19 protein-coding genes are annotated in these 21,173 nt (G+C 68.4%); 5 read left to right on the top strand and 14 right to left on the bottom strand.

The annotated features are described in order from the left end of the window. Positions 1-19: 19 nt before the first annotated feature. From BLQ28_RS27455 to BLQ28_RS27445, 3 genes are read right to left on the bottom strand one after another with little or no spacing between them, the layout of a single operon-like run. Positions 20-1,024 (bottom strand): ABC transporter permease, encoded by a 1,005-nt coding sequence (locus BLQ28_RS27455; RefSeq protein ID WP_093246481.1) that lies wholly within the window; start codon positions 1,022-1,024, stop codon positions 20-22. Positions 1,025-1,060: 36 nt separating this feature from the next. Then, positions 1,061-2,626, bottom strand: coding sequence for a sugar ABC transporter ATP-binding protein (locus BLQ28_RS27450; RefSeq protein WP_093246480.1), 1,566 nt, complete (start codon positions 2,624-2,626; stop codon positions 1,061-1,063). Between the two features lie 10 nt (positions 2,627-2,636). Then, positions 2,637-3,602 carry a sugar ABC transporter substrate-binding protein gene (locus BLQ28_RS27445; RefSeq protein ID WP_093246479.1) on the bottom strand — a complete coding sequence of 322 codons (966 nt, stop codon included), beginning with the start codon at positions 3,600-3,602 and terminating at the stop codon, positions 2,637-2,639. A 270-nt stretch (positions 3,603-3,872) separates the two neighbouring features. On the opposite strand from BLQ28_RS27445, the gene iolG reads away from it, so the two are divergent. Together iolG and BLQ28_RS27435 are read left to right on the top strand one after the other, a co-directional pair. Continuing rightward, positions 3,873-4,889: an inositol 2-dehydrogenase gene (gene iolG, locus BLQ28_RS27440; protein WP_093246478.1), complete on the top strand. Its 1,017-nt coding sequence runs from the start codon at positions 3,873-3,875 to the stop codon at positions 4,887-4,889. A gap of 8 nt (positions 4,890-4,897) precedes the next feature. Continuing rightward, positions 4,898-5,935, top strand: coding sequence for a Gfo/Idh/MocA family oxidoreductase (locus tag BLQ28_RS27435; protein WP_093246477.1), 1,038 nt, complete (start codon positions 4,898-4,900; stop codon positions 5,933-5,935). A 39-nt stretch (positions 5,936-5,974) separates the two neighbouring features. On the opposite strand, the gene BLQ28_RS27430 is transcribed toward BLQ28_RS27435, so the two are convergent. Beyond that, positions 5,975-6,919, bottom strand: coding sequence for a LysR family transcriptional regulator (locus tag BLQ28_RS27430; protein WP_093246476.1), 945 nt, complete (start codon positions 6,917-6,919; stop codon positions 5,975-5,977). 117 nt (positions 6,920-7,036) lie between these two features. Here BLQ28_RS27430 and BLQ28_RS27425 point away from each other — a divergent pair, with 117 nt between their 5' ends. Further along, positions 7,037-8,548 carry a CoA-acylating methylmalonate-semialdehyde dehydrogenase gene (locus BLQ28_RS27425; RefSeq protein ID WP_093246475.1) on the top strand — a complete coding sequence of 504 codons (1,512 nt, stop codon included), beginning with the start codon at positions 7,037-7,039 and terminating at the stop codon, positions 8,546-8,548. A 28-nt stretch (positions 8,549-8,576) separates the two neighbouring features. Here BLQ28_RS27425 and BLQ28_RS27420 read toward each other — a convergent pair whose 3' ends face one another. Both BLQ28_RS27420 and BLQ28_RS27415 read right to left on the bottom strand, forming a co-directional pair. Further along, positions 8,577-8,990: an EF-hand domain-containing protein gene (locus BLQ28_RS27420; protein ID WP_143012583.1), complete on the bottom strand. Its 414-nt coding sequence runs from the start codon at positions 8,988-8,990 to the stop codon at positions 8,577-8,579. A gap of 59 nt (positions 8,991-9,049) precedes the next feature. Next, positions 9,050-10,687, bottom strand: a complete 1,638-nt coding sequence (locus tag BLQ28_RS27415) for a S10 family serine carboxypeptidase-like protein (RefSeq protein ID WP_256327479.1) — start codon at positions 10,685-10,687, stop codon at positions 9,050-9,052. Positions 10,688-10,998: 311 nt separating this feature from the next. Between BLQ28_RS27415 and BLQ28_RS27410 the strand changes: the two genes are divergently transcribed. Continuing rightward, a complete protein-coding gene (locus BLQ28_RS27410; protein ID WP_093246472.1) occupies positions 10,999-12,645 on the top strand; it encodes a GMC family oxidoreductase in 1,647 nt (548 codons plus the stop codon). Between the two features lie 7 nt (positions 12,646-12,652). On the opposite strand, the gene tetR is transcribed toward BLQ28_RS27410, so the two are convergent. Continuing rightward, the gene (gene tetR / locus BLQ28_RS27405; protein ID WP_093246471.1) at positions 12,653-13,318 is read right to left on the bottom strand and encodes a tetracycline resistance transcriptional repressor TetR; all 666 of its coding nucleotides are present in this window, start codon (positions 13,316-13,318) and stop codon (positions 12,653-12,655) included. A 79-nt stretch (positions 13,319-13,397) separates the two neighbouring features. On the opposite strand from tetR, the gene tet reads away from it, so the two are divergent. Then, positions 13,398-14,651 carry a Tet(A)/Tet(B)/Tet(C) family tetracycline efflux MFS transporter gene (gene tet / locus BLQ28_RS27400; protein WP_093246470.1) on the top strand — a complete coding sequence of 418 codons (1,254 nt, stop codon included), beginning with the start codon at positions 13,398-13,400 and terminating at the stop codon, positions 14,649-14,651. Here tet and BLQ28_RS27395 read toward each other — a convergent pair. From BLQ28_RS27395 to BLQ28_RS27365, 7 genes are all read right to left on the bottom strand, one after another. Then, positions 14,612-15,883, bottom strand: a complete 1,272-nt coding sequence (locus BLQ28_RS27395; RefSeq protein ID WP_093246469.1) for an RNA polymerase sigma factor — start codon at positions 15,881-15,883, stop codon at positions 14,612-14,614. The genes tet and BLQ28_RS27395 overlap by 40 nt on opposite strands. A gap of 6 nt (positions 15,884-15,889) precedes the next feature. Continuing rightward, positions 15,890-16,246: a YciI family protein gene (locus BLQ28_RS27390; protein WP_093246468.1), complete on the bottom strand. Its 357-nt coding sequence runs from the start codon at positions 16,244-16,246 to the stop codon at positions 15,890-15,892. Between the two features lie 146 nt (positions 16,247-16,392). Beyond that, entirely contained in the window at positions 16,393-17,463 is a 1,071-nt protein-coding gene (locus tag BLQ28_RS27385; RefSeq protein ID WP_093246467.1) for an ABC transporter substrate-binding protein, read from the bottom strand. 11 nt (positions 17,464-17,474) lie between these two features. Then, complete coding sequence (locus tag BLQ28_RS27380; protein ID WP_093246466.1) at positions 17,475-18,650, bottom strand: NAD(P)/FAD-dependent oxidoreductase; 1,176 nt, start codon at positions 18,648-18,650, stop codon at positions 17,475-17,477. Beyond that, positions 18,647-20,062, bottom strand: a complete 1,416-nt coding sequence (locus BLQ28_RS27375) for an FAD/NAD(P)-dependent oxidoreductase (RefSeq protein ID WP_093246465.1) — start codon at positions 20,060-20,062, stop codon at positions 18,647-18,649. The genes BLQ28_RS27380 and BLQ28_RS27375 overlap by 4 nt, the downstream gene beginning before the upstream one ends. Beyond that, positions 20,059-20,382 carry a (2Fe-2S)-binding protein gene (locus BLQ28_RS27370; RefSeq protein ID WP_093246464.1) on the bottom strand — a complete coding sequence of 108 codons (324 nt, stop codon included), beginning with the start codon at positions 20,380-20,382 and terminating at the stop codon, positions 20,059-20,061. The genes BLQ28_RS27375 and BLQ28_RS27370 overlap by 4 nt, the downstream gene beginning before the upstream one ends. After that, positions 20,379-21,173, bottom strand: a complete 795-nt coding sequence (locus tag BLQ28_RS27365) for an ABC transporter permease (RefSeq protein ID WP_093246463.1) — start codon at positions 21,171-21,173, stop codon at positions 20,379-20,381. The genes BLQ28_RS27370 and BLQ28_RS27365 overlap by 4 nt, the downstream gene beginning before the upstream one ends.

Raw genomic sequence — 21,173 nt, 5'->3', positions numbered from 1 at the left:
TGTCTTGTCGGTCAGTCAGTCAGTGCTTGCCGCCGCGGCGCGATTTGGCATAGGTGTCGAAGGCCACCGCGATGACGATGATCACGCCGATCACCACCTGCTGGTAGTAGGCCGATACGTTCAGCATCACGAGGCCGTTGAGCAGCACGCCCAGCAGCAGCGAGCCGATGATGGTTCCGCCCACGCCGCCCAGGCCTCCGAAGAGGCTGGTGCCGCCGATCACCACCGCGGCGATCACGCGCAGCTCGTAGGAAATGCCGGCCACCGCCTCGGCGGAGCCCAGGCGCGCCGCGAGCAGGAAGCCGCTCAAGCCGGCCAGCAGGCCGACGAGCAGGTACACGCTCACCAGAATGCCCTTGACGTTCAGGCCCGACAGGCGCGCCGCTTCGGGGTTGCCGCCCACGGCGTAGATCGAGCGGCCGTAGCGGGTGTAGCGCAGCGTCACGTAGCCAGCGCCGGCCACCACCGCGAACACCAGCACCGGCACTGGAATGCCGAGCACGTCGCCGCGCCCCCACCAGCGAAAGCTTTCGTCGAAGCCGCTGATCGGGCCGCCGTCGTTCAGGATCAGCGTGGCGCCGCGCCAGATCGTCATGCCGCCCAGCGTGACGATGAACGGCGGCACGTTCAGCTTGGTGATGGTCTTGCCGTGCAGGTAGCCCGCCGCCATGCCGACGCCGCAGGCCACCAGCAGGGCGACCAGCCAGCTCAGCGGGAAGGTGCCGCCGAGCGCCATCACCACGGCCGCGGCGCACATGCCGGCGAAGGCCAGCAGCGAGCCGACCGCCAGGTCGACGCCGCCCGTGAGGATCACGCCGGTCATGCCGACCGCCATGATCCCGTAGATCGACACTTCGGTGAGGATGTTGAAGACGTTCCGCGTGGACAGGAAGCGCGGGTTCTGCGTGGCGAACAGCAGGATCAGCAGCACCAGGAACAGCAGCACGCCGTATTTTTCGAGGAAGCCCACGAGATCGAAGCTGCGCGGCTTGCGCGCCTCGACCGTGGCGGTGGTGGGGGTCATGGGTGTCTCCTTGCGGGGCGAATCGAGGGGTTCATCTCAGGCGGCGAGCGCGCTTGGCAGCGCAGCCTCTTGCGGCGCGTCCTCGCCGAGCGCCATCAGGCGCATGAGCTGCTCTTCGGTGGCTTCGCCGCCGGGCGTCGAGCCCGTGATCACGCCGTTCATGAAGGTCACGATGCGGTCGCTCACGGCCATCACCTCGGGCAGCTCCGAAGAGATGACGATCACCGCGACCCCCTGGGCCGCCATGTCGAACAGCACCTGGTGCACCTCGGCCTTGGCCCCCACGTCGATGCCCCGCGTGGGCTCGTCGACGATCAGCACCTTCGGGTTCAGCGCCATCGAGCGCGCCAGCAGCACCTTCTGCTGGTTGCCGCCCGACAGCGTGCCGATGGTCACCTTGTCGCTGGACATCTTGATCGACAGCTTGCGGCGGTACTCCTCGATCAGCCGCGTCTCGGCCGCTTCGTCGACGAACCAGCGCATCTTGCTCAGGCGCCCGAGGCTGGGCAGCGTCATGTTCTGGCGGATCGAGTGCGACAGGAAGCAGCCCTGCTGCTTGCGGTCTTCCGGCACCAGCACGATGCCGGCGTCGATGCCGTCGCGCGGCGAGCGCAGCGTCACCAGCGCATCGCGTAGCCGCACGGTGCCGCTGTCGCAGGGGTCGGCGCCGAAGATCACGCGGGCCATCTCGGTGCGGCCCGCGCCCACCAGGCCGGCAAAGCCGACGATCTCGCCGGCCCGCACGTGCACCGACATGTTCAGCAGCGACGTGGCACTGGTGCCCGAGACCGCCTTCAGGCGCGTCACGCCCTCGACCCGCAGCACCACCTCGCCCAGCGTGTTCGTGGCCTGGCGCTTCACGCCGACCACGTCGCGGCCCACCATCTGGCGCACCAGGTCGTTGACGCTGGCATCGGCCACCGTGCCCGTCGTCACGTAGCGGCCATCGCGGAACACCGTGTAGCGGTCGCAGATGGTCTTGACCTCGTTGAGCTTGTGCGACACGTAGATGATGCCGATGCCGCGCGAACGCAGGTCGCGGATGATGTCCAGCAACTGGCCCACCTCGCGCCCGCTCAGCGCGGCGGTCGGCTCGTCCATGATGATGAGCCGGGCCTGCACCGTCATCGCCTTCGCGATCTCGACCATCTGCTGCTTGGCCACGCTGAGCGTGCGCACCTCGGCGCGCGGATCGAGGTCGACCTTCAGGTCGGTCAGCACCTCCTGCGCGCGGGCGTACATGCGCGGCCAGTCGATCAGCCCGTGCCTGAGCGGCTCGCGGCCGATGTACATGTTCTCCGCCACCGACAGCGCGGGCAGCAGGTTGAACTCCTGGTAGATCGTGACGATGCCCATGCGCTGCCGCTGGATCGGCGTGTCGGTGGCGAGCAGGGCGCGGCCCTCGAAATGGAGCGTGCCTTCGTCGGCCGGCTGCGCGCCCGCGAGGATCTTGAGCAGCGTCGACTTGCCCGCGCCGTTCTCGCCGAGCAGCGCGTGCACTTCGCCCGGCGCGATGTCGAGATGGACGCCGTCGAGCGCCTTCACGCCCGGGAAGGATTTGCGAACGCCGCGAACCGATAGCAGTGCAGTGGTGGAGGACATGGCCGGTGCCTTACTTGAGCTCGCCGGCGCGCGCGGCCTCGGCGATGTTGGTGCGCGTGATCAGGATCGGCTCGATGGCGACGGTCTTGATCTCCGTCTTGTTGCGAATGTTGGCCACCAGCACCTGCAGCGCGGTGCGGATCTGCCGGCCGGGGCTTTGCTCCACCGTGGCGGCCATCTCGCCGTCGCGCACCTTCTTCAGCGCGTCGGGCGAGGCGTCGTAGCCCAGCACCTTGATGCCCTGCTTGCCGAGGCCGGCCGACTGGATCGCCTCGACGGCGCCGAGCGCCATGTCGTCGTTGGCGGAAATGATCACCTGCGGCGGGTTGCCGGTCAGCGAGGTCAGGATGTTCTGCGTGACAGTCAGCCCCTGGTCGCGCGCCCAGTTGGCGGTCTGCTCCGCGACGATCTTGTACTTGGGCCCGGCGGCGGCCAGCGCTTCGTGGATGCCCTTCGCGCGGTCGATGGCCGAGCTGCTGCCGGGCTGGCCCGTCAGGAAGACGATGCGCGCGCCCTCGGGAAAGTTCTGCACCACCCACTGCGCCATCTTCCGGCCGCCCGCCACGTTGTCGGCGCCGACATGCGGAATGGGCTTCTTCGCGCCGTCCACGCGCCGGTCGACGGTGACGACGGGGATGTTCTCGGAAAGGATCTCGTTGATGGCCGGCACCATCGCCTTGGCGTCGGTCGGCGCGATGACGATGCCGCTCACGCCCTGGGTCAACGCGTTGGACACATCGGCGCTTTGCTTGGGCGAACTCGCCTGGCCGTCGACCACGTTCACCTTGACCTTGAGCTTGCGGGCCTCGTCCAGCAGCTCGCGGTTCATGAACACGAAGAAGGGTTCGGCCATGTTGTGGAAGAGCACCGCGACGGGCTCGTTGTCGGCCAGCGCCGGCGAAGCCGGTAGGGCCAGGGTGGCGGCGATGGCCGCTGCGAACAGCACCCTGCGAAGAGGCCGTGTTGCGTTCTTCATTTCTATGTCTCCTGTGGCGTTGAGCGGTTTTGCCTGGGGCAAGCCGTGCTTTTTTGCGTGGTTTGTCGCCGGCCGGCCCGTCTGTGTGACGGTCACGCAAATTCTAGAAATGAAGAATCAAAATTGCAAAGAAATTTCTAAATAAATAGATAAGTGAAAACCCTGTTCCAAATCGGGAGGGGGTTTCGCAGAATCGCCATGGCCTTGCGCGGGAGGCGCCCGGCCGTTTTTTCTTCCCCCAACCCGCTTTCCAGCGAACTTCACCGACTCATGAAACAGGTAGCCGTCTTTGGCGCCGGCCGCATCGGCCGCATCCATGCAACCAACCTCGCGGCACTGCCGGGCGTGCGCTTGCGCTACATCAGCGATCCGGTGGGCGAGAGCGCGTCGTCGCTGGCCCATCGCCTGGGGGCCGAGGCCAGCTCCATCGAGGCGGCGCTGGCCGATCCGGCCATCGACGTGGTCGTCGTCACCTCGCCCACCACCACGCACAGCGACCTGATCCTGCGCGCCGCGCAGGCGGGCAAGCACATCTTCTGCGAGAAGCCTGTGGACTTGTCGGTGCCGCGCGCCGAGGCTTGCGCGGCGGCGGTGCGTGCCGCGGGCGTGGCCTGCATGATCGGCTTCCAGCGCCGCTTCGATCCGACCTTCAACGAGGTCAAGTCGCGCATCGAGCGCGGCGACATCGGCTCGCCCGAGATGCTGGTCATCACCAGCCGCGACCCGGGCGCACCGCCCGCCGAATACCTGCGGCAATCGGGCGGCATCTTTCGCGACATGCTGATCCACGATTTCGACGTGTTCCGCTGGATCCTCGGCCAAGGCGACGGCAGTGCCGGCCCCGACGAAGCCGTATGGCTCAGCGCCACCGGCGCCTGCCTGGTCGATCCGGCTATCGGCGCCGTCGGCGACATCGACAGCGCGGTGGTCAGCATCCGCACCCGGGCCGGCCGGCTGTGCCAGATCAACGCCTCGCGGCGCGCCGCCTACGGCTACGACCAGCGCTTCGAGGTGCTGGGTGCCAAGGGCCTGCTGGCCGCCGGCAACCACCGGCCGCACGAAGTCACGCAGATGGACGCGAGCGGCGTGCGCACCGACAACCCGGAGCCCTTCTTCCTCGAGCGCTACCGCGCGGCCTACCAATTGGAGATGGCGCACTTCTTCGAGCAACTGCAGTCGGGCGGCAGCTTCCGCTGCTCGGTTCATGACGGCGTGGCGGCACAGAAGCTGGCCGACGCGGCGGCACTCTCGTTCGAGACCGGACAGCCCGTCACCTTTTCCGAATGAGCATCGCCATGACCAACACCACCACCCGCAAACCTCCTCTGCGCATCGGCATCGCCGGCCTCGGCCGACTGGGCTGGCGCCATGCCGAGAACATCGCCCACCGCATCCGCGATGCGCGCCTCGTCTGGGCCTGCAGCCCGGTGCAGGCCGAGCTCGATGCCGCGCGCAGCGAACTCGGCGTCGAGCAACTGACCACCGATTTCGACCGCTTCATCCACGCGCCCGACATCGACGCCGTGGTGCTCGTCACGCCGACCGCCATGCACGCGGCGCAAACCATTGCGGCGCTCGAAGCCGGCAAGCATGTCTTCGTCGAAAAGCCGCTGGCGCTCGACCTCGCCGACTGCGAGCGCGTGGAGGCCGTCGCGTCACGGCATCCGGACCGCGTCGCGATGGTGGGCTTTGTGCGCCGCTTCGACCCGAGCTACCGCCGTGCCCATGAAGGCGTGGGGCGCGGCGACATCGGGCGGCCCTTTCTCGTGCGCTCGCAGACCTGCGACATGAACGACCCCTCGGGCTTCTTCGTGCAGTACGCGCCGCAGTCCGGCGGCATCTTCATGGACTGCAGCGTGCACGACATCGACCTGGCGCGCTGGATGCTCGGCAACCCGCGCGCGGAGCGCGTCTTCGCCACCGGCACCATCGCCATGCACCCGGGCCTTGCGCCGCACGGCGACGTCGACAACGGGCTGGCGCTGGTCGACTTCGAGGGCGGTGGCCGCGCGGTGTTCTATGCCTCGCGCACCTTCGCGCACGGCCACGAGACGCAGACCGAAGTCATCGGCACCGCCGGCAAGCTGCTGGTCGGCCACGACGCGGCGCGCGACCGGATCGTGACGAGCGACAGCGCGGGCGTGCGCTTCGCGTCCACCGGCGATTTCTTCGAGCGCTTCGGCGATGCCTTCCTGCACGAGATGAACGCCTTCGTCGCGGCCTGCCGTGGCGAGGCCGCGCTGGGGCTCACGCTGTCCGACGCGACGGAGGCCACGCGCATCGGGCTGGCCATCACGCGCTCGCTGCGCAGCGGACAGGCCGAGAAGGTCTGATCTCTTCGGCGTTTGGGGGCTGGCTGTTTGTGCGGCTGTTCAGGCCGCAAAACCGCCGGCCAGCACCTCCCGCAGCCACGCGACGAAGGCGCTCACCGCCTGCGGCACGTGCGTCGCATAGGGGCGAATCGCATAGAGCCGTTCACCGAAGGCGCCCACCGAGCGCCATTGCGGCAGCACCTCTACCAGCTTGCCCGACTGCAGCGCCGACTGCGCGCTGAAGTCGGGCACCAGCGCGATGCCCAGGCCGGTCAGCGCAGCATCGCGCAACGCCTCGCTGTTGTTGGCGACCAGCGGCCCCGACACCGGCACCGTGAGGCGCGGCGCCTTCGATTTCTGTGAGGCCGTGCGCGCCTCGAAATGCCAGGTCGGCGTGTCCTGCGCGCGCGGGTAATGCAGGCAGTCGTGCCCGGCCAGCGCCGTCGGTTCGCGCGGCGTGCCGCGCCGGCGCAGGTAGGCGCGGCTGGCCACCAGCACCGAGCGCGTGTCGCACAGCGTCCAGGCGACGTGCGTGTCGGGCGGCGAGGCCGTGTGCCGGATCGCGAGGTCGAAGCCTTCCATGGCGAGCGAACTGAGCCGGTCCGACAGGTCGAGCTCGATCCGCACCTCGGGCTGCGCGCGCAGGAAGTCGGCCAGCCGCGGCACCAGCTGCTGGCGCGCAAAGGCCACCGGTGCGGTGACACGCACCAGCCCGCGCGGCACGCCCGCCAGGTCGCGCACGCCGGCAAAGCTGTGGGCGATCTGCTCGAAGGGCGTGCGCATGTCTTCCACCAGCCGTTGCCCGGCTTCGGTCAGCCGCACGCTGCGCGTTGTGCGCTGCACCAATGGCGCGCCGGCCGCGCGCTCCAGCTCGGCGATGCGCTGGCTCATGGCCGCCTTGCTCACGCCCAGGCGCAGCGCGGCGGCCGTGAAGCTGCCCTGCTGCGCCAGCACCGTGAGCCAGTGCAGGTGCGTCCACAGCGACTCGATATTTTGAGGTTTCATGCATCCATTGTTCGCTATTTTGAACAATAAGTTCAAGTCTCGTGGCTATGCGCGTCGGCGGTCGCTGCCTAAACTGCCGCAACGCCCCCTTCTTCTTTCACGCGAAAGCCCCGACCCATGTCCACCGTTCACCTCGACCACTACATCGCCGGCAAGCCGGCCGCCAACACCTCCGGCCGCACGCAGGACGTGACCAACCCCGCCACCGGTGCCGTCACCGGCAAGGTGGGCCTGGCCGATGCCGCGCAGGTCTCGGCCGCCGTGGCGGCCGCGCAGGCCGCCTTTCCGGCCTGGGCCGACACGCCGCCGATCCGCCGCGCCCGCGTGATGTTCAAGTTCTTGCAGCTGCTCAACGAGCACAAGGACGAGCTGGCCCATCTCATCACCGCCGAGCACGGCAAGGTCTTCACCGACGCGCAGGGCGAGGTCTCTCGCGGCATCGACATCGTCGAGTTCGCCTGCGGCATTCCGCAACTGCTCAAGGGCGACTTCACCGACCAGGTCAGCACCGGCATCGACAACTGGACGCTGCGCCAGCCGCTGGGCGTGGTCGCCGGCATCACGCCTTTCAACTTCCCGGTGATGGTGCCGATGTGGATGTTCCCGGTGGCCATCGCCGCGGGCAACACCTTCGTGCTCAAGCCCAGCCCGACCGACCCGAGCGCCTCGCTGCGCATGGCCGAGCTGCTGAAGGAAGCCGGCCTGCCCGACGGCGTGTTCAACGTGGTGCAGGGCGACAAGGTCGCGGTCGATGCGCTGCTGGAGCACCCCGACGTCAAGGCCATCAGCTTCGTCGGCTCCACGCCCATCGCCAACTACATCTACGAAACCGGCGCACGCCACGGCAAGCGCGTGCAGGCGCTGGGCGGCGCCAAGAACCACATGGTGGTCATGCCCGACGCCGACATCGACCAGACCGTCGATGCGCTCATCGGCGCCGGCTACGGCTCGGCCGGCGAGCGCTGCATGGCGATCAGCGTCGCGGTGCTGGTGGGCGACGTGGCCGACAAGATCGTGCCCAAGCTCGTCGAGCGCGCCAAGACGCTCAAGGTGCTCAACGGCACCAACCTCGCGGCCGAGATGGGCCCGATCGTCACGCGCGCCGCGCACGAGCGCATCACCGGCTACATCGCGCAGGGCGAGAAGGAAGGCGCGAAGCTGCTGGTCGACGGCCGCCAGTTCGACGGCAAGGTGGCGGGCGACGGTTGCGGCGACGGCTTCTGGATGGGCGGCACGCTGTTCGACCACGTCACGCCCGAGATGCGCATCTACAAGGAAGAAATCTTCGGCCCGGTGCTCGGCTGCGTGCGCGTGGCCAACTTCAAGGACGCGATTGACCTCGTCAACGCGCACGAGTTCGGCAACGGCGTGAGCTGCTTCACCCGCGACGGCAACGTGGCGCGCGAATTCAGCCGCCGCATCCAGGTCGGCATGGTCGGAATCAACGTGCCGATCCCGGTGCCGATGGCCTGGCACGGCTTCGGCGGCTGGAAGAAGAGCCTGTTCGGCGACATGCACGCCTACGGCGAAGAGGGCGTGCGCTTCTACACCAAGCAGAAGTCGGTCATGCAGCGCTGGCCCGAGAGCATCGGCAAGGGGGCGGAGTTCGTGATGCCGACGGCCAAGTAACGCACGCCGCCGCTCCTTGCAACGGGCGCTACTGTGGTGGCTGTGGCTGTGGCTGTGGCTGTGGCTGTGACTGCAGGTACTGCTTCACGTCGTCGAAGGTCACCTTGCCGGTCTTGTGGGCGTCGATCTTCTCGAAGTTGTTGGCAACGTAGCCCAGGCCGCTCTGTTGGGCCTGCGCCTTGGTCACGGCGCCCGTCTTGCCGGTATCGGCCGCATCGAAGGTCGCCTTCAGGCGGCTCTCGGCCTGGGCCTGCAGCGCATCGCCGGTCGATGCCACCGGCCGGACCGCGGGCCGCGTGGCGGGGAAGAAGGGGCCTTCCACGCCGTGGCCCACCACGCCGCCCGGCCGGGCGGGCGTGGTGGTGGCCTCGGCGGCCAGGGTCATGGGGGCCGTGCCTGCGCAAAGGGCCAGCAGCATCCAGGAGAGAAGTGTGTTTTTCATGAGTGTTCCCATCTCTTTGACTTCATCGTCGAATCGCATGTGTTGGAGCCATCAGGACACTACGGCGTGCCGGGCGGGGCCATGTCGGACCACGGGGCCGGCAACTGCGAGAAGCGCATGGCATCTTCGATGGGCCAGCCGCGGTAGTAGTTCACCAGGTCGCGTTTCATCACGGGCCGCGAGGTGTCGTCCAGGTAAATCATGTGACCACCCGCGTAGTGCGTCACCTGGATGTCCGGCCGGATGCCGCGGACGCTCTTGAGCCGTCCCAAGTCCTTTTCAGTCATGAAGAACGGTGTGACCAGATCGTGATATCCATTGGCCGACAGCACCTTGATGCGGGGATTCAGCGTGAGCAGCGCCAGCAGATCCGGAATGGTGTCCGGCAATGCGAGTCCGCCGTGGCTGAAGTCCCAGTTGATGTTCGCGACGTCGCTCAATGGCACGTAGGTCGCATTGACGGCCGTGTACTTCAGGTAGTTCGGCATCTGCTGGGCCAGCACCACCGGGAACGGCTTGGCGATGAGTGCGTCCGAAGGATCGGAATCGCCGACCAGCATCGGGCTGTTGTTCGGTGCCGAAACGCGTCCGTCATAACCGCCGATGGTGGTGTTCGGAATCAACGAGGTGTTGTAGGGGTTCGATCCCATGTAGGCCTGCAGCGCATTCACGCTGAGATGGCTCTGGCTGGACAACTTGGCGTACACCGCATCGGTGGGAAACACCGGCGGGTTCGCCAACCCGAGGAAGGTGGGGCCGTAGGGCGTGAACTCGTCATAGCGCTGGGTCGAGAACTCGCGCATGCGGCGCGCAAAGCTTCGTTCGCTGCGCGGTGGCGGCGTGACCTGCCCGAAGTACGTCACGACCTCCGCATAGCCGGGCAGCAGCGACACCATGTAGTCGGTCGCGCGCTGCAGGTCGGTCTGCGCCGGGTACTGGTCGTTGTAGTCGAGGATGGACGACTGCAGGACGATGCCGCTCAGCCGCACGCCCGCCTGTTCGAGCATGACCGCCAGCACGTTGGTGCGCGGCGTGCCGTACGACTCGCCGTAGAGGTAGATCGGGCTCTGGGCGCGCTGGTTGACCGCGAGGTAACGCATGATGAAGTCGCGCATGACGCCCGCGTCCTGGTCCACGCCCCAGAAGCTCTGATTGGTGTTGGGCAGGATCGCTTCGGACAGGCCGGTGCCCGGCGGGTCGATGAACACCATGTCGGTGGTGTCGATCAGGCTTTCCTGGTTGTCGACCAGCGGGAAGTTCGGCCAGCCGGTGGTCAGCGGGTCGGGCGTTGCCACGCGGCTCGGCGCGAACGAACCCAGCCGCAGCCAGATCGACGAGGAGCCGGGTCCGCCGTTGTAGAAAAAGGTGACGGGCCGGGGGAACGGGCCGTTGGGCTTGGCCGTGTAGGCCACGTAGAACATCGTGGCCTCGGGCTTGCCGGGGGCCTTCGACGCGGTCAGGTGCCCGGCCGTCGTCGTGTATTCGACGCGCCTGCCGCTCGCGGTGTAGTTCAGCACGTGATGCGCGACGGCCGCTTTCTCCTGCACCACGGACGCCGCCAATCCATCGGCGGGGCCGAATGCATACGGCGTGTTGTCCACATAGGCCTGATCGGGCGGCAATGCCTGCGCCGATGCCTGAAGAATCGCGGCACCGAATCCGCAGGTCAGTGCCGACGCCACGATGGCGACGCGCATCGACCGTCGGACGATTCGCAGAGAAGTCCTGTCAATCCATTGAAGATCTGTTTTCATCTCTTTTTCTTCCTCGTGAATGGCGTGCTCCTGCACCCAGGGTTGTTCAAACGATTTGAGCTACCTTCGGCAAAAGAATCTTTCAATTTCCTTTCGTTGATCGAGGGGTTTGGCGGGAACGGAATGTCCACGCCGCGCATGGATCGGCGCGTGCGGGGGTGGGAGGTGTACGAGTATTTTTTCGAGGCGGCAAGATCATCAAAAGGCCACCTTCGTCCGGCGTGAGAACCTTTGGCCCCGAGCCACTTTCAAACATGACAACAAACAGCAGCAGCGATCGCTTCGACTTCATCATCATTGGCGCCGGCACCGCGGGTTCGCTCATGGCCAACCGGCTCAGCGCGGACAAGACAAAGCGCGTGCTGCTGATCGAGGCCGGCCGCAAGGACGACTACCACTGGATCCATATTCCGGTGGGCTACCTGTATTGCATCGGCAACCCGCGCACCGACTGGCTCTACACCACCGAGCCCGATGCGGGTCTGAACGGCCGCGTGCTGCGCTATCCGCGCGGCAAGACGCTGGGCGGTTCGTCGAGCATCAACGGCATGATCTACATGCGTGGCCAGTCGCGCGACTACGAGCAGTGGGCGCGGCTCACGGGCGACGAGTCGTGGCGCTGGCAGAACGTGCTGCCGGCCTTCAAGAAGCATGAAGACTTCTATCTCGGTGCCGACGAGATGCATGGCGCGGGCGGTGAGTGGCGCGTGGAAAAGCAGCGACTGCGCTGGGACATCCTCGACGCCTTCGCCGATGCCGCCGCGCAGGCCGACGTGCCGCACACCACCGACTTCAACCGTGGCAGCAACGAAGGCGTGGGCTACTTCCAGGTCAACCAGAAGAGCGGCTGGCGCTGGAACACCGCCAAGGCCTTCCTGCGGCCGACCTGCTATGGCAGGCCCAACTTCGAGCTGTGGACCGGCGCGCAGGTGTCGCGCCTGCTGTTCGAGACGCTGCCCGGCGGCACGCGCCGCTGCACCGGCGCCGAGGTGTGGAACGGCAGCGAGATGGTCACCGCGCACGCCACGCGCGAAGTGATCCTGAGCGCGGGTGCCATCGGCTCGCCGCAGATCCTGCAGCTCTCCGGCGTCGGCCCGGCCGAGCTGCTGCGCCAGCACGGCATCGACGTGGTGCTCGATGCGCCCGGCGTCGGCGCCAACCTGCAAGACCACCTGCAGATCCGCGCGGTCTACAAGATCAGCGGGGCGCCCACGCTCAACGTGCTGGCGTCGTCGATGGTCGGCAAGGCGAAGATCGGCCTCGAATACCTGCTCAAGCGCAGCGGGCCGATGAGCATGGCGCCCTCGCAGCTCGGCGCCTTCACGCGCAGCTCGCCCGACCACGAATGGCCGAACCTGCAGTACCACGTGCAGCCGCTGTCGCTCGATGCCTTCGGCGAGCCGCTGCACAGCTTCCCGGCCTTCACCGCGAGCGTGTGCAACCTGAACCCCACGAGCCGGGGCACGGTGCGCATCAAGAGCAGGCGCTTCGAAGACGCGCCCGCCATCGCGCCCAACTACCTGAGCACCGACGAAGACCGCAAGGTGGCGGCCGATTCATTGCGCGTGACGCGCCGCATCGCGTCGCAGCCCGCGCTGGCCAGGTACAAGCCCGAAGAATGGAAGCCCGGCGCGCAGTACCAGACCGACGAAGACCTCGCGCGGCTCGCGGGCGACATCGCCACCACCATCTTCCATCCGGTCGGCACCACGAAGATGGGCGCCGACAACGACCCGATGGCGGTGCTCGACGCCAGGCTGCGCGTGCGCGGCGTGCAGGGCCTGCGCGTGGTCGATGCGGGCGCGATGCCCACCATCACCAGCGGCAACACCAACAGCCCGACATTGATGATGGCCGAGAAGGCGGCGGGCTGGATTCTCGAAGACAGCGCGGGCCGCTGAGCCGGCGTCAGCGGCGCGGCGTCGGCTTGCCCAGTCCGGATTTGGGCTTGGGCTTTTTGTCGGCCACCAGCCGCGCCTTCGCGCCTTCGAGCATGAGATCCACGCCGACATCGAACATCGCATCGGGGCCGGCCTTGCGGTAGTTGGCGAAGGCCTCGGCCAGCAAGGGGCGCGACGCCGCGGCGGCATCGAGCGTCTGCTGCCGCACTTCCGCATCGGGCGGCGCCGCCTGTTCCTCGAGCACGCAGCCCACGGTGTAGCGGCCCAGTGCGATCAGCAGCGTCATGGCCTGCGTTGCCGGCATACCCAGGCGGACCACGGCCGCGAGCTGGGCTTCCACCATGTCGAGATCGTCCGGGTCGGGCTCGGAGCCGGCATGCAGGCGCGCGCCGTCGCGCCGTGCCAGCAGCGCGCGGCGGAAGCTGCGCGCGTTCTCGCGCAGGAAGGTCTCCCACGTTTCCTCGGGCAGCGGCAGCCGGCGATCGTGCGCACGCCGCAAGAGCTCGCGGTTCATCGCATCGAGCAGCGCGCGCTTGTTCTTGAAATGCCAGTACAGCGCGGGCTGCTGCACGCCGAGCCGCTCGGCCAGCAGCCGGGTGCTGAGTTTGTCCATGCCGACCTCGTCGAGCAACGCAAGCGCTGCTTCGAGGATCACTTCACTGTCCAGTTTCATGCCGATGTCCGTGCCCGTTTCCGGGCCGATGGGTGGGGTGCTTCACAACCTGGAATTTATCGCTGATAATTCCTTATCAATGATAAATTCCAACATTTCTTCCAACCCCTCAGTCGCGGGCAGCCGCCACGCGCATGCGGTGATCCTGGCGATCGTCACGCTCGATGCCGTCGGCATCAGCCTCGTCATGCCGATCGTGCCGGGCCTGTTGCGCGAGGTCGGCCACACCGGCGATCTCGGCTGGCGCTTCGGCGCCTTCCTGTCGCTGTATGCGCTGATGCAGTTCCTCTGCGCGCCCGTGCTCGGCGCGCTCAGCGACCGCTTCGGCCGCCGGCCGGTGCTGCTGGTGTCGGTGGCGGGCGCGGCAATCGATGCGCTCTTCATGGCCTTCGCGCCCTCGCTGTGGATGCTGTTCGTGGGCCGCGCGATCGCGGGCATGACGGGCGCGAACATGGCGGTGGCCTCTGCCGCCATCGCCGACCTCACGCCCGAGGACCAGCGCGCGCGCTGGTTCGGCCGCATGGGCGCCTGCTTCGGCCTGGGCTTCATCGCCGGGCCGGCCATCGGCGGTGTGCTCGGCGACCATGGCGTGCGGCTGCCCTTCATCGCGGCCGCGGTGCTCAACGGCGTGACCTTCCTCGTGGGCCTGCTGGTGCTGCGCGAGTCGCGCCCACCCGACCTCGCGACACGGCCTTTCGACCGCAGCGTGCTGCATCCGCTTGCGCCGCTGCGTTGGGCAGCGGGCTTTCCCGCGTTGCTGCCGATCCTCGGCGTGTTCCTGGTGCTCGTGCTGGTGGGCGAGGTCGCCGGCACGACCTGGGTGATCCACGGCGAAGACCGCTACGCCTGGAACGGCACCACGGTCGGCCTTTCGCTCGCGGGCTTCGGCCTGATCCACGCGGTGGTGCAAGGCTTCCTGGCGGGCCCGCTGGTCGAGCGCTGGGGCGAGCGTGTGGCGATCGCAGTCGGCACCCTGTCTGATTGCACGGCCTACGCGTTGATCGCGTTCGCCTCACAGGGCTGGATGGCGCTCGCGCTGCTGCCGTTGCTGTGCATGGGCGGCGTCGGTCAGCCCGCGTTGCAGGCGATGCTTTCGCGGCGCGTGGGCGAAGCCGACCAGGGGCGGCTGCAAGGCGTGCTCGCGAGCATCTCCAGCCTGGCCTCGGTGGTCGGGCCCTTGCTGATCAGCGCGCTGTACTTCGCGTACCGTGCGCGCTTCCCCGGCATCGTGTGGCTGGTCGGCGCCGCGCTTTATCTGCTGTGCCTGCCGGTGCTGCTGCGCAGGACCGCGCCTCAGGCGCCGGCCGCCGCCGCTGCTGCTGCGCGTCGCTGAAGAAACTGCCGCACGGCCGGATCGCGTTCGAGGCCGATCGCCAGCTGGTAGGCCTGTGCCGCCCCCGGCACGTCGCCGCAGCGGGCCAGCAGGTCGGCGCGCGCGGCCCAGTAGGGTTGGTAGTCCGCTAGCCGCGTGTCGCCGGCGAGGGCGTCGAGCGCCGACAGACCGGCCGCGGGCCCCATGGTCTGCGCCAGGGCCACCGCCCGATTGAGCGCCGCCACCGGCGAACCGGTGAGCGCGCACAGCGCGTCGTACAACTGGCCGACAGCCACCCAGTCGGCACGACCGGTGTGGCGGCGCACCGCGTGCGCGGACTGCACCGCTGCCTCCAGCTGATAGCGGCCGCCGTCGTCCTGGCAGCGGCTGGCGCGCGACAGCAGCGCTTCGGCTTCGTCGATCATCGCGGTGTCCCAGCGCCGCGTGTCCTGCTCGCCCAGCGGCACATAGGCGCCCGAGGCATCGCGCCGTGCCTCGCGGCGCGCGTGCGCATGCAGCATCAGCGACAGCAGGCCCAGCGCCTCGCCTTCGTCGGGCAGCAGCGACGCGACCAGCCGGCCCAGCCAGATGGCCTCTTCCGCGAGATTGCGGCGGCGCGCATCGGCGCCCTCGGGGTCCGACCAGCCCTCGGCGAAGGCCGCGTAGATGGCTTCGAGCACCGCGTCGAGCCGCTCGGCCAGCAGATGGCGCGGCGGCACTTCGAAGCCGATGCCGGCCTGACGGATCTTCGCCTTGGCACGGCTCAGCCGCTGGCCCATGGCGGCGGGCGCGATCAGGAAGGCCGAGGCAATCGCCGCGGCATCGAAACCGAGCACCACCTGCAGCATCAGCGGCGCGCGCACGCCGCGGTCGATGCCCGGATGCGCGCAGGCGAAGAGCAGGCCCAGCCGGCGATCGGGCATGCCGGACGGATCGTCCCGGCCCTCGTGTTCATCGGCCGTCAGCTCCGCCAGCCATTGCAGGTGGGCGGCCGCGTCTTCGTCGAGCACCCGCTGGCGCACCGCGTCGACCCGGCGCCGCCGCGCCACGGTCAGCAGCCAGGCCTCGGGCGCCCGAGGCACGCCCTGCACCGGCCAGTCGGCCAGCGCGGCGGCGAAGGCTTCGGACAGTGCGTCCTCGGCGCCCGCCACGTCGTGCGTGCGGGCCGAGAGAAAGGCGACCAGCTTGCCGTAGCTGTGCCGCGCGGCCGATTCGGCCGCGCGTGCCGCTGCACGGGCGTCGTCGGCCGTCATCGGGTCTCAGTAGTCGGTGGCGGGCCAGAGCGGCCGCACCTCGACCGCGCCGTGGCTCGCGCCAGGGCAGCGCGCGGCCCAGGACAGGGCCGCGTCGAGGTCCGACACGTCGATCAGGTAATAGCCTCCGAGCTGTTCGCGCGTGTCGGCGAAGGGGCCGTTGAGCACTTCGGTCTTGCCGGATTGCAGCCGCACGGTGGTGGCCGTGCTCGCCGGCCTCAGCCGGCTGCTGTGGCGCAACACGCCGGCCTTGCGCAGGGCTTCGCCGTAGGCGCCGTAGGCGGCCAGGGCTTCGCTTGTCTGCGCAGGGGTCAGGGCCGCGAACCCGGTGGGGTCCGAAAAGAGCAGCAGCATGTATTCCATGACGATCTTCCTTCTGGTGACGGCGCGGCACCATGCCTCGCCTGGACAATGTCGCGTGGCGCGGCGCGGTTTCGACATCGGATCACAAAAAAAGAAAAGGCCGCAAGAAAAACTTGCGGCCCTTGCGCCAGGAATGATGCAGCGGCTCAGCGCTCGATGGTCTTGTTCCAGCGCGCGTTCCAGGCCGGCCGGTTCGCGTTGATGCTCTCCCAGTCGATGGTGACGGCGGTCTTCATCCACTTGTTGATGTTCGCCACCTGGGTCGCGCTTTCACCCGTCACCGGGGCCTTGGCGTTGGTCGGGATCTGCGCGCCGTACTGCAGCACGTTGGCCTGAGCCACCGGGCTGAGCAGGAACTCGGCGAGCTTCTGCGACAGCTCGGGCTCGCTGTTGTTGGCGATCACGCACTGCGCCGTGACCAGCACCACCGCACCTTCCTTGGGCGGCGCGTACTCGACCGGAATGCCCTTGGACTTGAGCGAATCCACGATGGTCGGCGTCAGCGGAAAGATCGCCGCCTCGCCGGTCTGCACCATCTCCGACAGCTTGGCCGAACTCGGGATGTACTCCAGCACGTTCGGTCCGATGGTGGTGGGCCAGGCCTTGAAGCCCGGCTCCACGTTCTTGTCGTTGCCGCCCTGCAGGCGGTTGAACATCAGGAAGCCGTGCAGCCCGAAGGACGAGGACGACATCGACTGGAACACCACCTTGCCCTTGAACTTCGGATCGGCCAGGTCCATCCACGAGGTGGGTGCGGCCCAGCCCTTTTCCTTGAACATCTTCGCGTTGTAGGCCAGGCCCGTCATGCCCAGGCTCACGCCGCTGGCCATGTCGTCCTTGAAGCGCGCGGCCGGATAGATCTCGCTGAGCGACTGGCTGGGCTTCTGCTTCTGGCACAGGCCCATGCCGATGGCGCGCACCATGATGCCGTCGTCCAGGAACATCACGTGCATCTGCGGCTTGTCCTTGTTGGCCTGCGCCTTCGCAAGAATGTCGGACGATGTGCCGGGCACCACCACCACCTTGGCGCCGTAGGCCTTCTCGAAGGCCGGGAACACGTACTGCGTGTACGCCTTCTCCATGGTGCCGCCGTTCATGCCGATGTAGAGCGTCGGGACTGTCTGCGCGAGCGCGGCCCCGCTGCATGCGAGCGCGGCGGCGGCTGCGATCAGGGGGCGGCGTGCGAAGAAGGAGCAGGAGCGGGTGAGGCGAGGCATGGTTTTTCCTTTCAATGGGGACGGGCGTCGGAAGCGGTCGTGGATGCAGGTTGGGGTTCAGGTTCGGGAACGGGGTCGAAGCGCTCGATGGCAAAGGCGTCGATGGGCGTGCTGCTGCGCCCGTCGCGTGCCAGTTCGGCAAGCACCTCGCCGGCGGCCGGGCCGATCTGGAAGCCCGCGCCCGCGAAGCCGAAGCCGTGGAACAGGCCCGGCGTGGTGCGGCTCGGGCCCAGCACCGGTTCGCGGTCGGGCAGGTAGCCTTCGGTGCCGCTCCAGGTGCGGATGAAATGCGCATGGCGCAGCGTGGGCAGCAGCTCGACGGCCTGCACCGCGAGCGTGGCGATGGCGTCGCGGTCGACGCGCGCGCGGTCGGCATCGAGCGCAATGCCCGCGCCGCCGCCCAGCACGAGGTTGCCGCGCGCCACCTGCCGACAGTAGATGCCGCCGCCTTCGACGCCGAGGCTCCAGTCCATGAAGTGCGGCACCGGCTCCGTCACCGCCATCACCGGGTGGCCCGAACGCAGCGGCAGCGTCTCGCCGAACCGTTCGGCGATGGCGCCGGCCCATGCGCCCGCGCAGTTGAGCAGCACGGGCGCATGCACTTCGAGCGCATTGCCGGAGCGCACCATGAACAGCGCGCCGTCGTGCGCGACCTCGTCGACCTTGTGGCGCTCGAAGACCTGTGCGCCCGCGCGCTGCGCCGCAAGCGCGAAGGCCGGCGACACGAGGCGCGGGTTGGCCTGCCCGTCTTCCACGCACAGCGAGCCGCCCACGGCGCGCGTGCCGAGCCAGGGGCATTGCTCGCGCAGGCGCGCGGCGGAGATCAGTTCCAGGCCCAGGTCGAAGTCGCTGCTCATGGCGCGGTAGCGCTCCAGCGAGGCCATGTCCGATTCGCTGCGCGCGATCTTGAAATGGCCCGAGCGGATGTATTCGCCATCGATGCCGAGCAGCTCGGGCAGCCGGCCCCAGATGCGGTGCGCGCGCTGCGCCAGCGGCAACTGGCTCAGCGGACGGCCCTGCCGCCGCACGCCGCCGTAGTTCACGCCACTGGAGCGCGAACCGCAAAGGTCGCGCTCCAGCAGCGCCACGCCGAGGCCCATCTGCCGCAGCGCCAGTGCGGCAGAGGCGCCGACGATGCCGCCGCCGATGACGGCGACGTCGGTGCGCAAGGTGCGGATCGTCGTCATGCGTCGCCCTCCGTGCAGGGCACGAGCCGGATCGGGACCGGCTTGATCGGCGCCTGTCCGCGCAAGCGACCCACCTGCTGTACCGGCTGGTCGGCGGCATGCGCAAGGATCTCCGCCGCCGCCACGCCGCACATGCGGCCCTGGCAGCGTCCCATGCCCACGCGCGACAAGGCCTTGAGCCGGTTCATCTCGTCCGCGCCGTTGACGGCGACGGTCTGGCGCAGCGTGCCGGCCGTGACGTTCTCGCAGCGGCACACCACCAGATCGTCGGGTGCGTGCGCGGCCCAGTCTTGCGGCAACGGGAAGGCGCGCTCCAGGCCGCGGCGGAACGTGGTCAATCGGTCGAGCTTGTGTTCGAGCGCGGTGGCGCGCGCGGTGTGGATGGCCACGCCGTTGTCGGCCAGCAGCGCCAGCGCGGCCCGCTCGCCGGCCCACTCGGCCGCGTCCGCGCCCATGATGCCGGCGCCATCGCCCGCGAGGTACACGCCTTCGACGCTGGCGCGTCCCGCTGCATCGCGCACTGGCAGATGGGCGCGGTGCATCGGCGCGTAGTCGAAGCGGCAGCCGAGCAGGTCGGCCAGTTGCGTCTCCGAGCGCAGCGCGTAGCCGAAGCCGACGGCGTCACAGGCCAGCGTGCGTTCTTCGCGGCCGTCGTGCCATGCCACGCCGGTGACGCGGCTCTGCTGTTCGTCGCCGAGCACGCGCAGCGGACGTACGCCGCTGTGCAAGGCCACGCCCTGCGCGCGCAGCCAGCCCACGTAGTACACGCCTTTGGCGAACACGGCGGGCTGCGTCAGCATCGCGGGCGTCGCGGCAAGCTGGTCGGCAAGGCGCGCGGTGTCGAGCACCGCCGCCACCTTCACGCCGGCCTTCGCGTACTGGTACGCCACCAGGTACAGCAAGGGCCCCGTGCCCATGAACACCACGCGCTGTCCGATGGCGCAGCCCTGGAACTTGAGTGCCACCTGCGCACCGCCGAGCGTGTAGACGCCGGGCAGCGTCCAGCCCGGCACCGGCAGCACGCGGTCGGTGGCGCCTGTCGCCACGATGAGATGGCTGTAGGGCACACGGCGGGTGCTGCGCGTCGGGTTGTGCAGCACGTCGAGTTGTTGCGCTTGCGCATTCCACACCAGGCTGTCGGGGCGATGGTCGATGCGGCCCTGCAGCGCGTCGAAGGCTTCGTGCAGCGCATCGGCACGCTTCGACTCGAAGCCGTAGAGCGTTTGCGCGCTGCGTTGCGTCAAGCCCGTGGGCGGACGCCGGTAGATCTGCCCGCCGGCGCGCGGGGCTTCGTCGATCACCACGGGCCGCAGGCCATGTGCCACCAGCGTCTGTGCGGCGCGCACGCCGGCCGGCCCGGCGCCGACGATCACGGGCTGCAATGCGTTGGCCGTTGTTGCGGTCGCCGTCATGCGCCGTTCTTTCCCGTGACCAGCGCCATGCCTGGTGCGATGAAGGTCGAGCAGGCGCGCAGCCGCTCGCCCTCGTCGGTCGAGATCCAGCAGTCCTGGCAGGCGCCCATCATGCAGAAGCCGGCACGTGGCAGCCCGCTGAATTCATTGCGGCGCAGTTGATCGGATTGCGTGAGCACGGCGGTCAGCACCGTGTCGCCGGCCAGTGCGCGCGCGGGTGCGCCGTCGAGCGTGAAGGCCACGGCCTCGCGGCCGTTCTGCTCGGCCACGCGGTGCAGCAACGCGCGTGCGCCGGTTGTCGATGATGTGTTCGTGCTCATCTGCGTCCCACCAGCACGCGGTCCAGCCCGTAGATGCGGTCGAGCAGCACCATCGCGAAAGCCGTGACCGCCACCATCAGCGCCGACACCGCCGCCATCAGCGGATCGATCGACTCGGTCGCGTACATGTACATGCGCACCGGTAGCGTCACCGTGCTCGGCGCGGTGACGAAGATCGACATCGTCACTTCGTCAAAACTGTTGATGAAGGCCAGCATCCAGCCGCCTGTCACGCCCGGCAGGATCATCGGCAGGGTGATGCGGCGGAAAACCGTGGCCTGGCTCGCGCCCAGCGACAGCGCGGCCTGTTCGGCGCTGCGGTCGAAGCCCACCAGCGCGGCCACCACCAGCCGCAGCGTGTAGGGCGTGACGATGAGCGCATGCGCCATCACCAGCCAGCCGAAGCTGCCCGTGCCGCCGACCAGCGCGAACAGCCGCAGCAGCGCCACGCCCAGCACCAGGTGCGGCACGATCAGCGGCGACAGGAAGAGGCCATTGAGAAAGTCGCGCCCCGGAAATTCGTAGCGCGTGATCGCCATGCCGGCCGGCACCGCGAGCAGCGTCGCGATGGTGGCCGAACTGAGCGCGAGCCACAGGCTGTTCCAGAACGACTGCATGAAGTCGGGGTGCGCGAACACCGCCTTGAACCAGCGCAGCGAGAAGTGCGTGGTCGGAATGGTCAGCGTGTTCTCGGGCGTGAACGCGACGATGCACACCACCACCAGCGGTGCCAGCATGAAGACGATGACCAGCGCGTTGAAGGTGAGGGCGATGGGGCCGTTCTTGTTCAT

It is taken from the genome of Variovorax sp. EL159 (assembly GCF_900100965.1).
GTDB lineage: Bacteria > Pseudomonadota > Gammaproteobacteria > Burkholderiales > Burkholderiaceae_C > Variovorax.
This window is presented reverse-complemented; position numbering and strand designations above follow the sequence as displayed.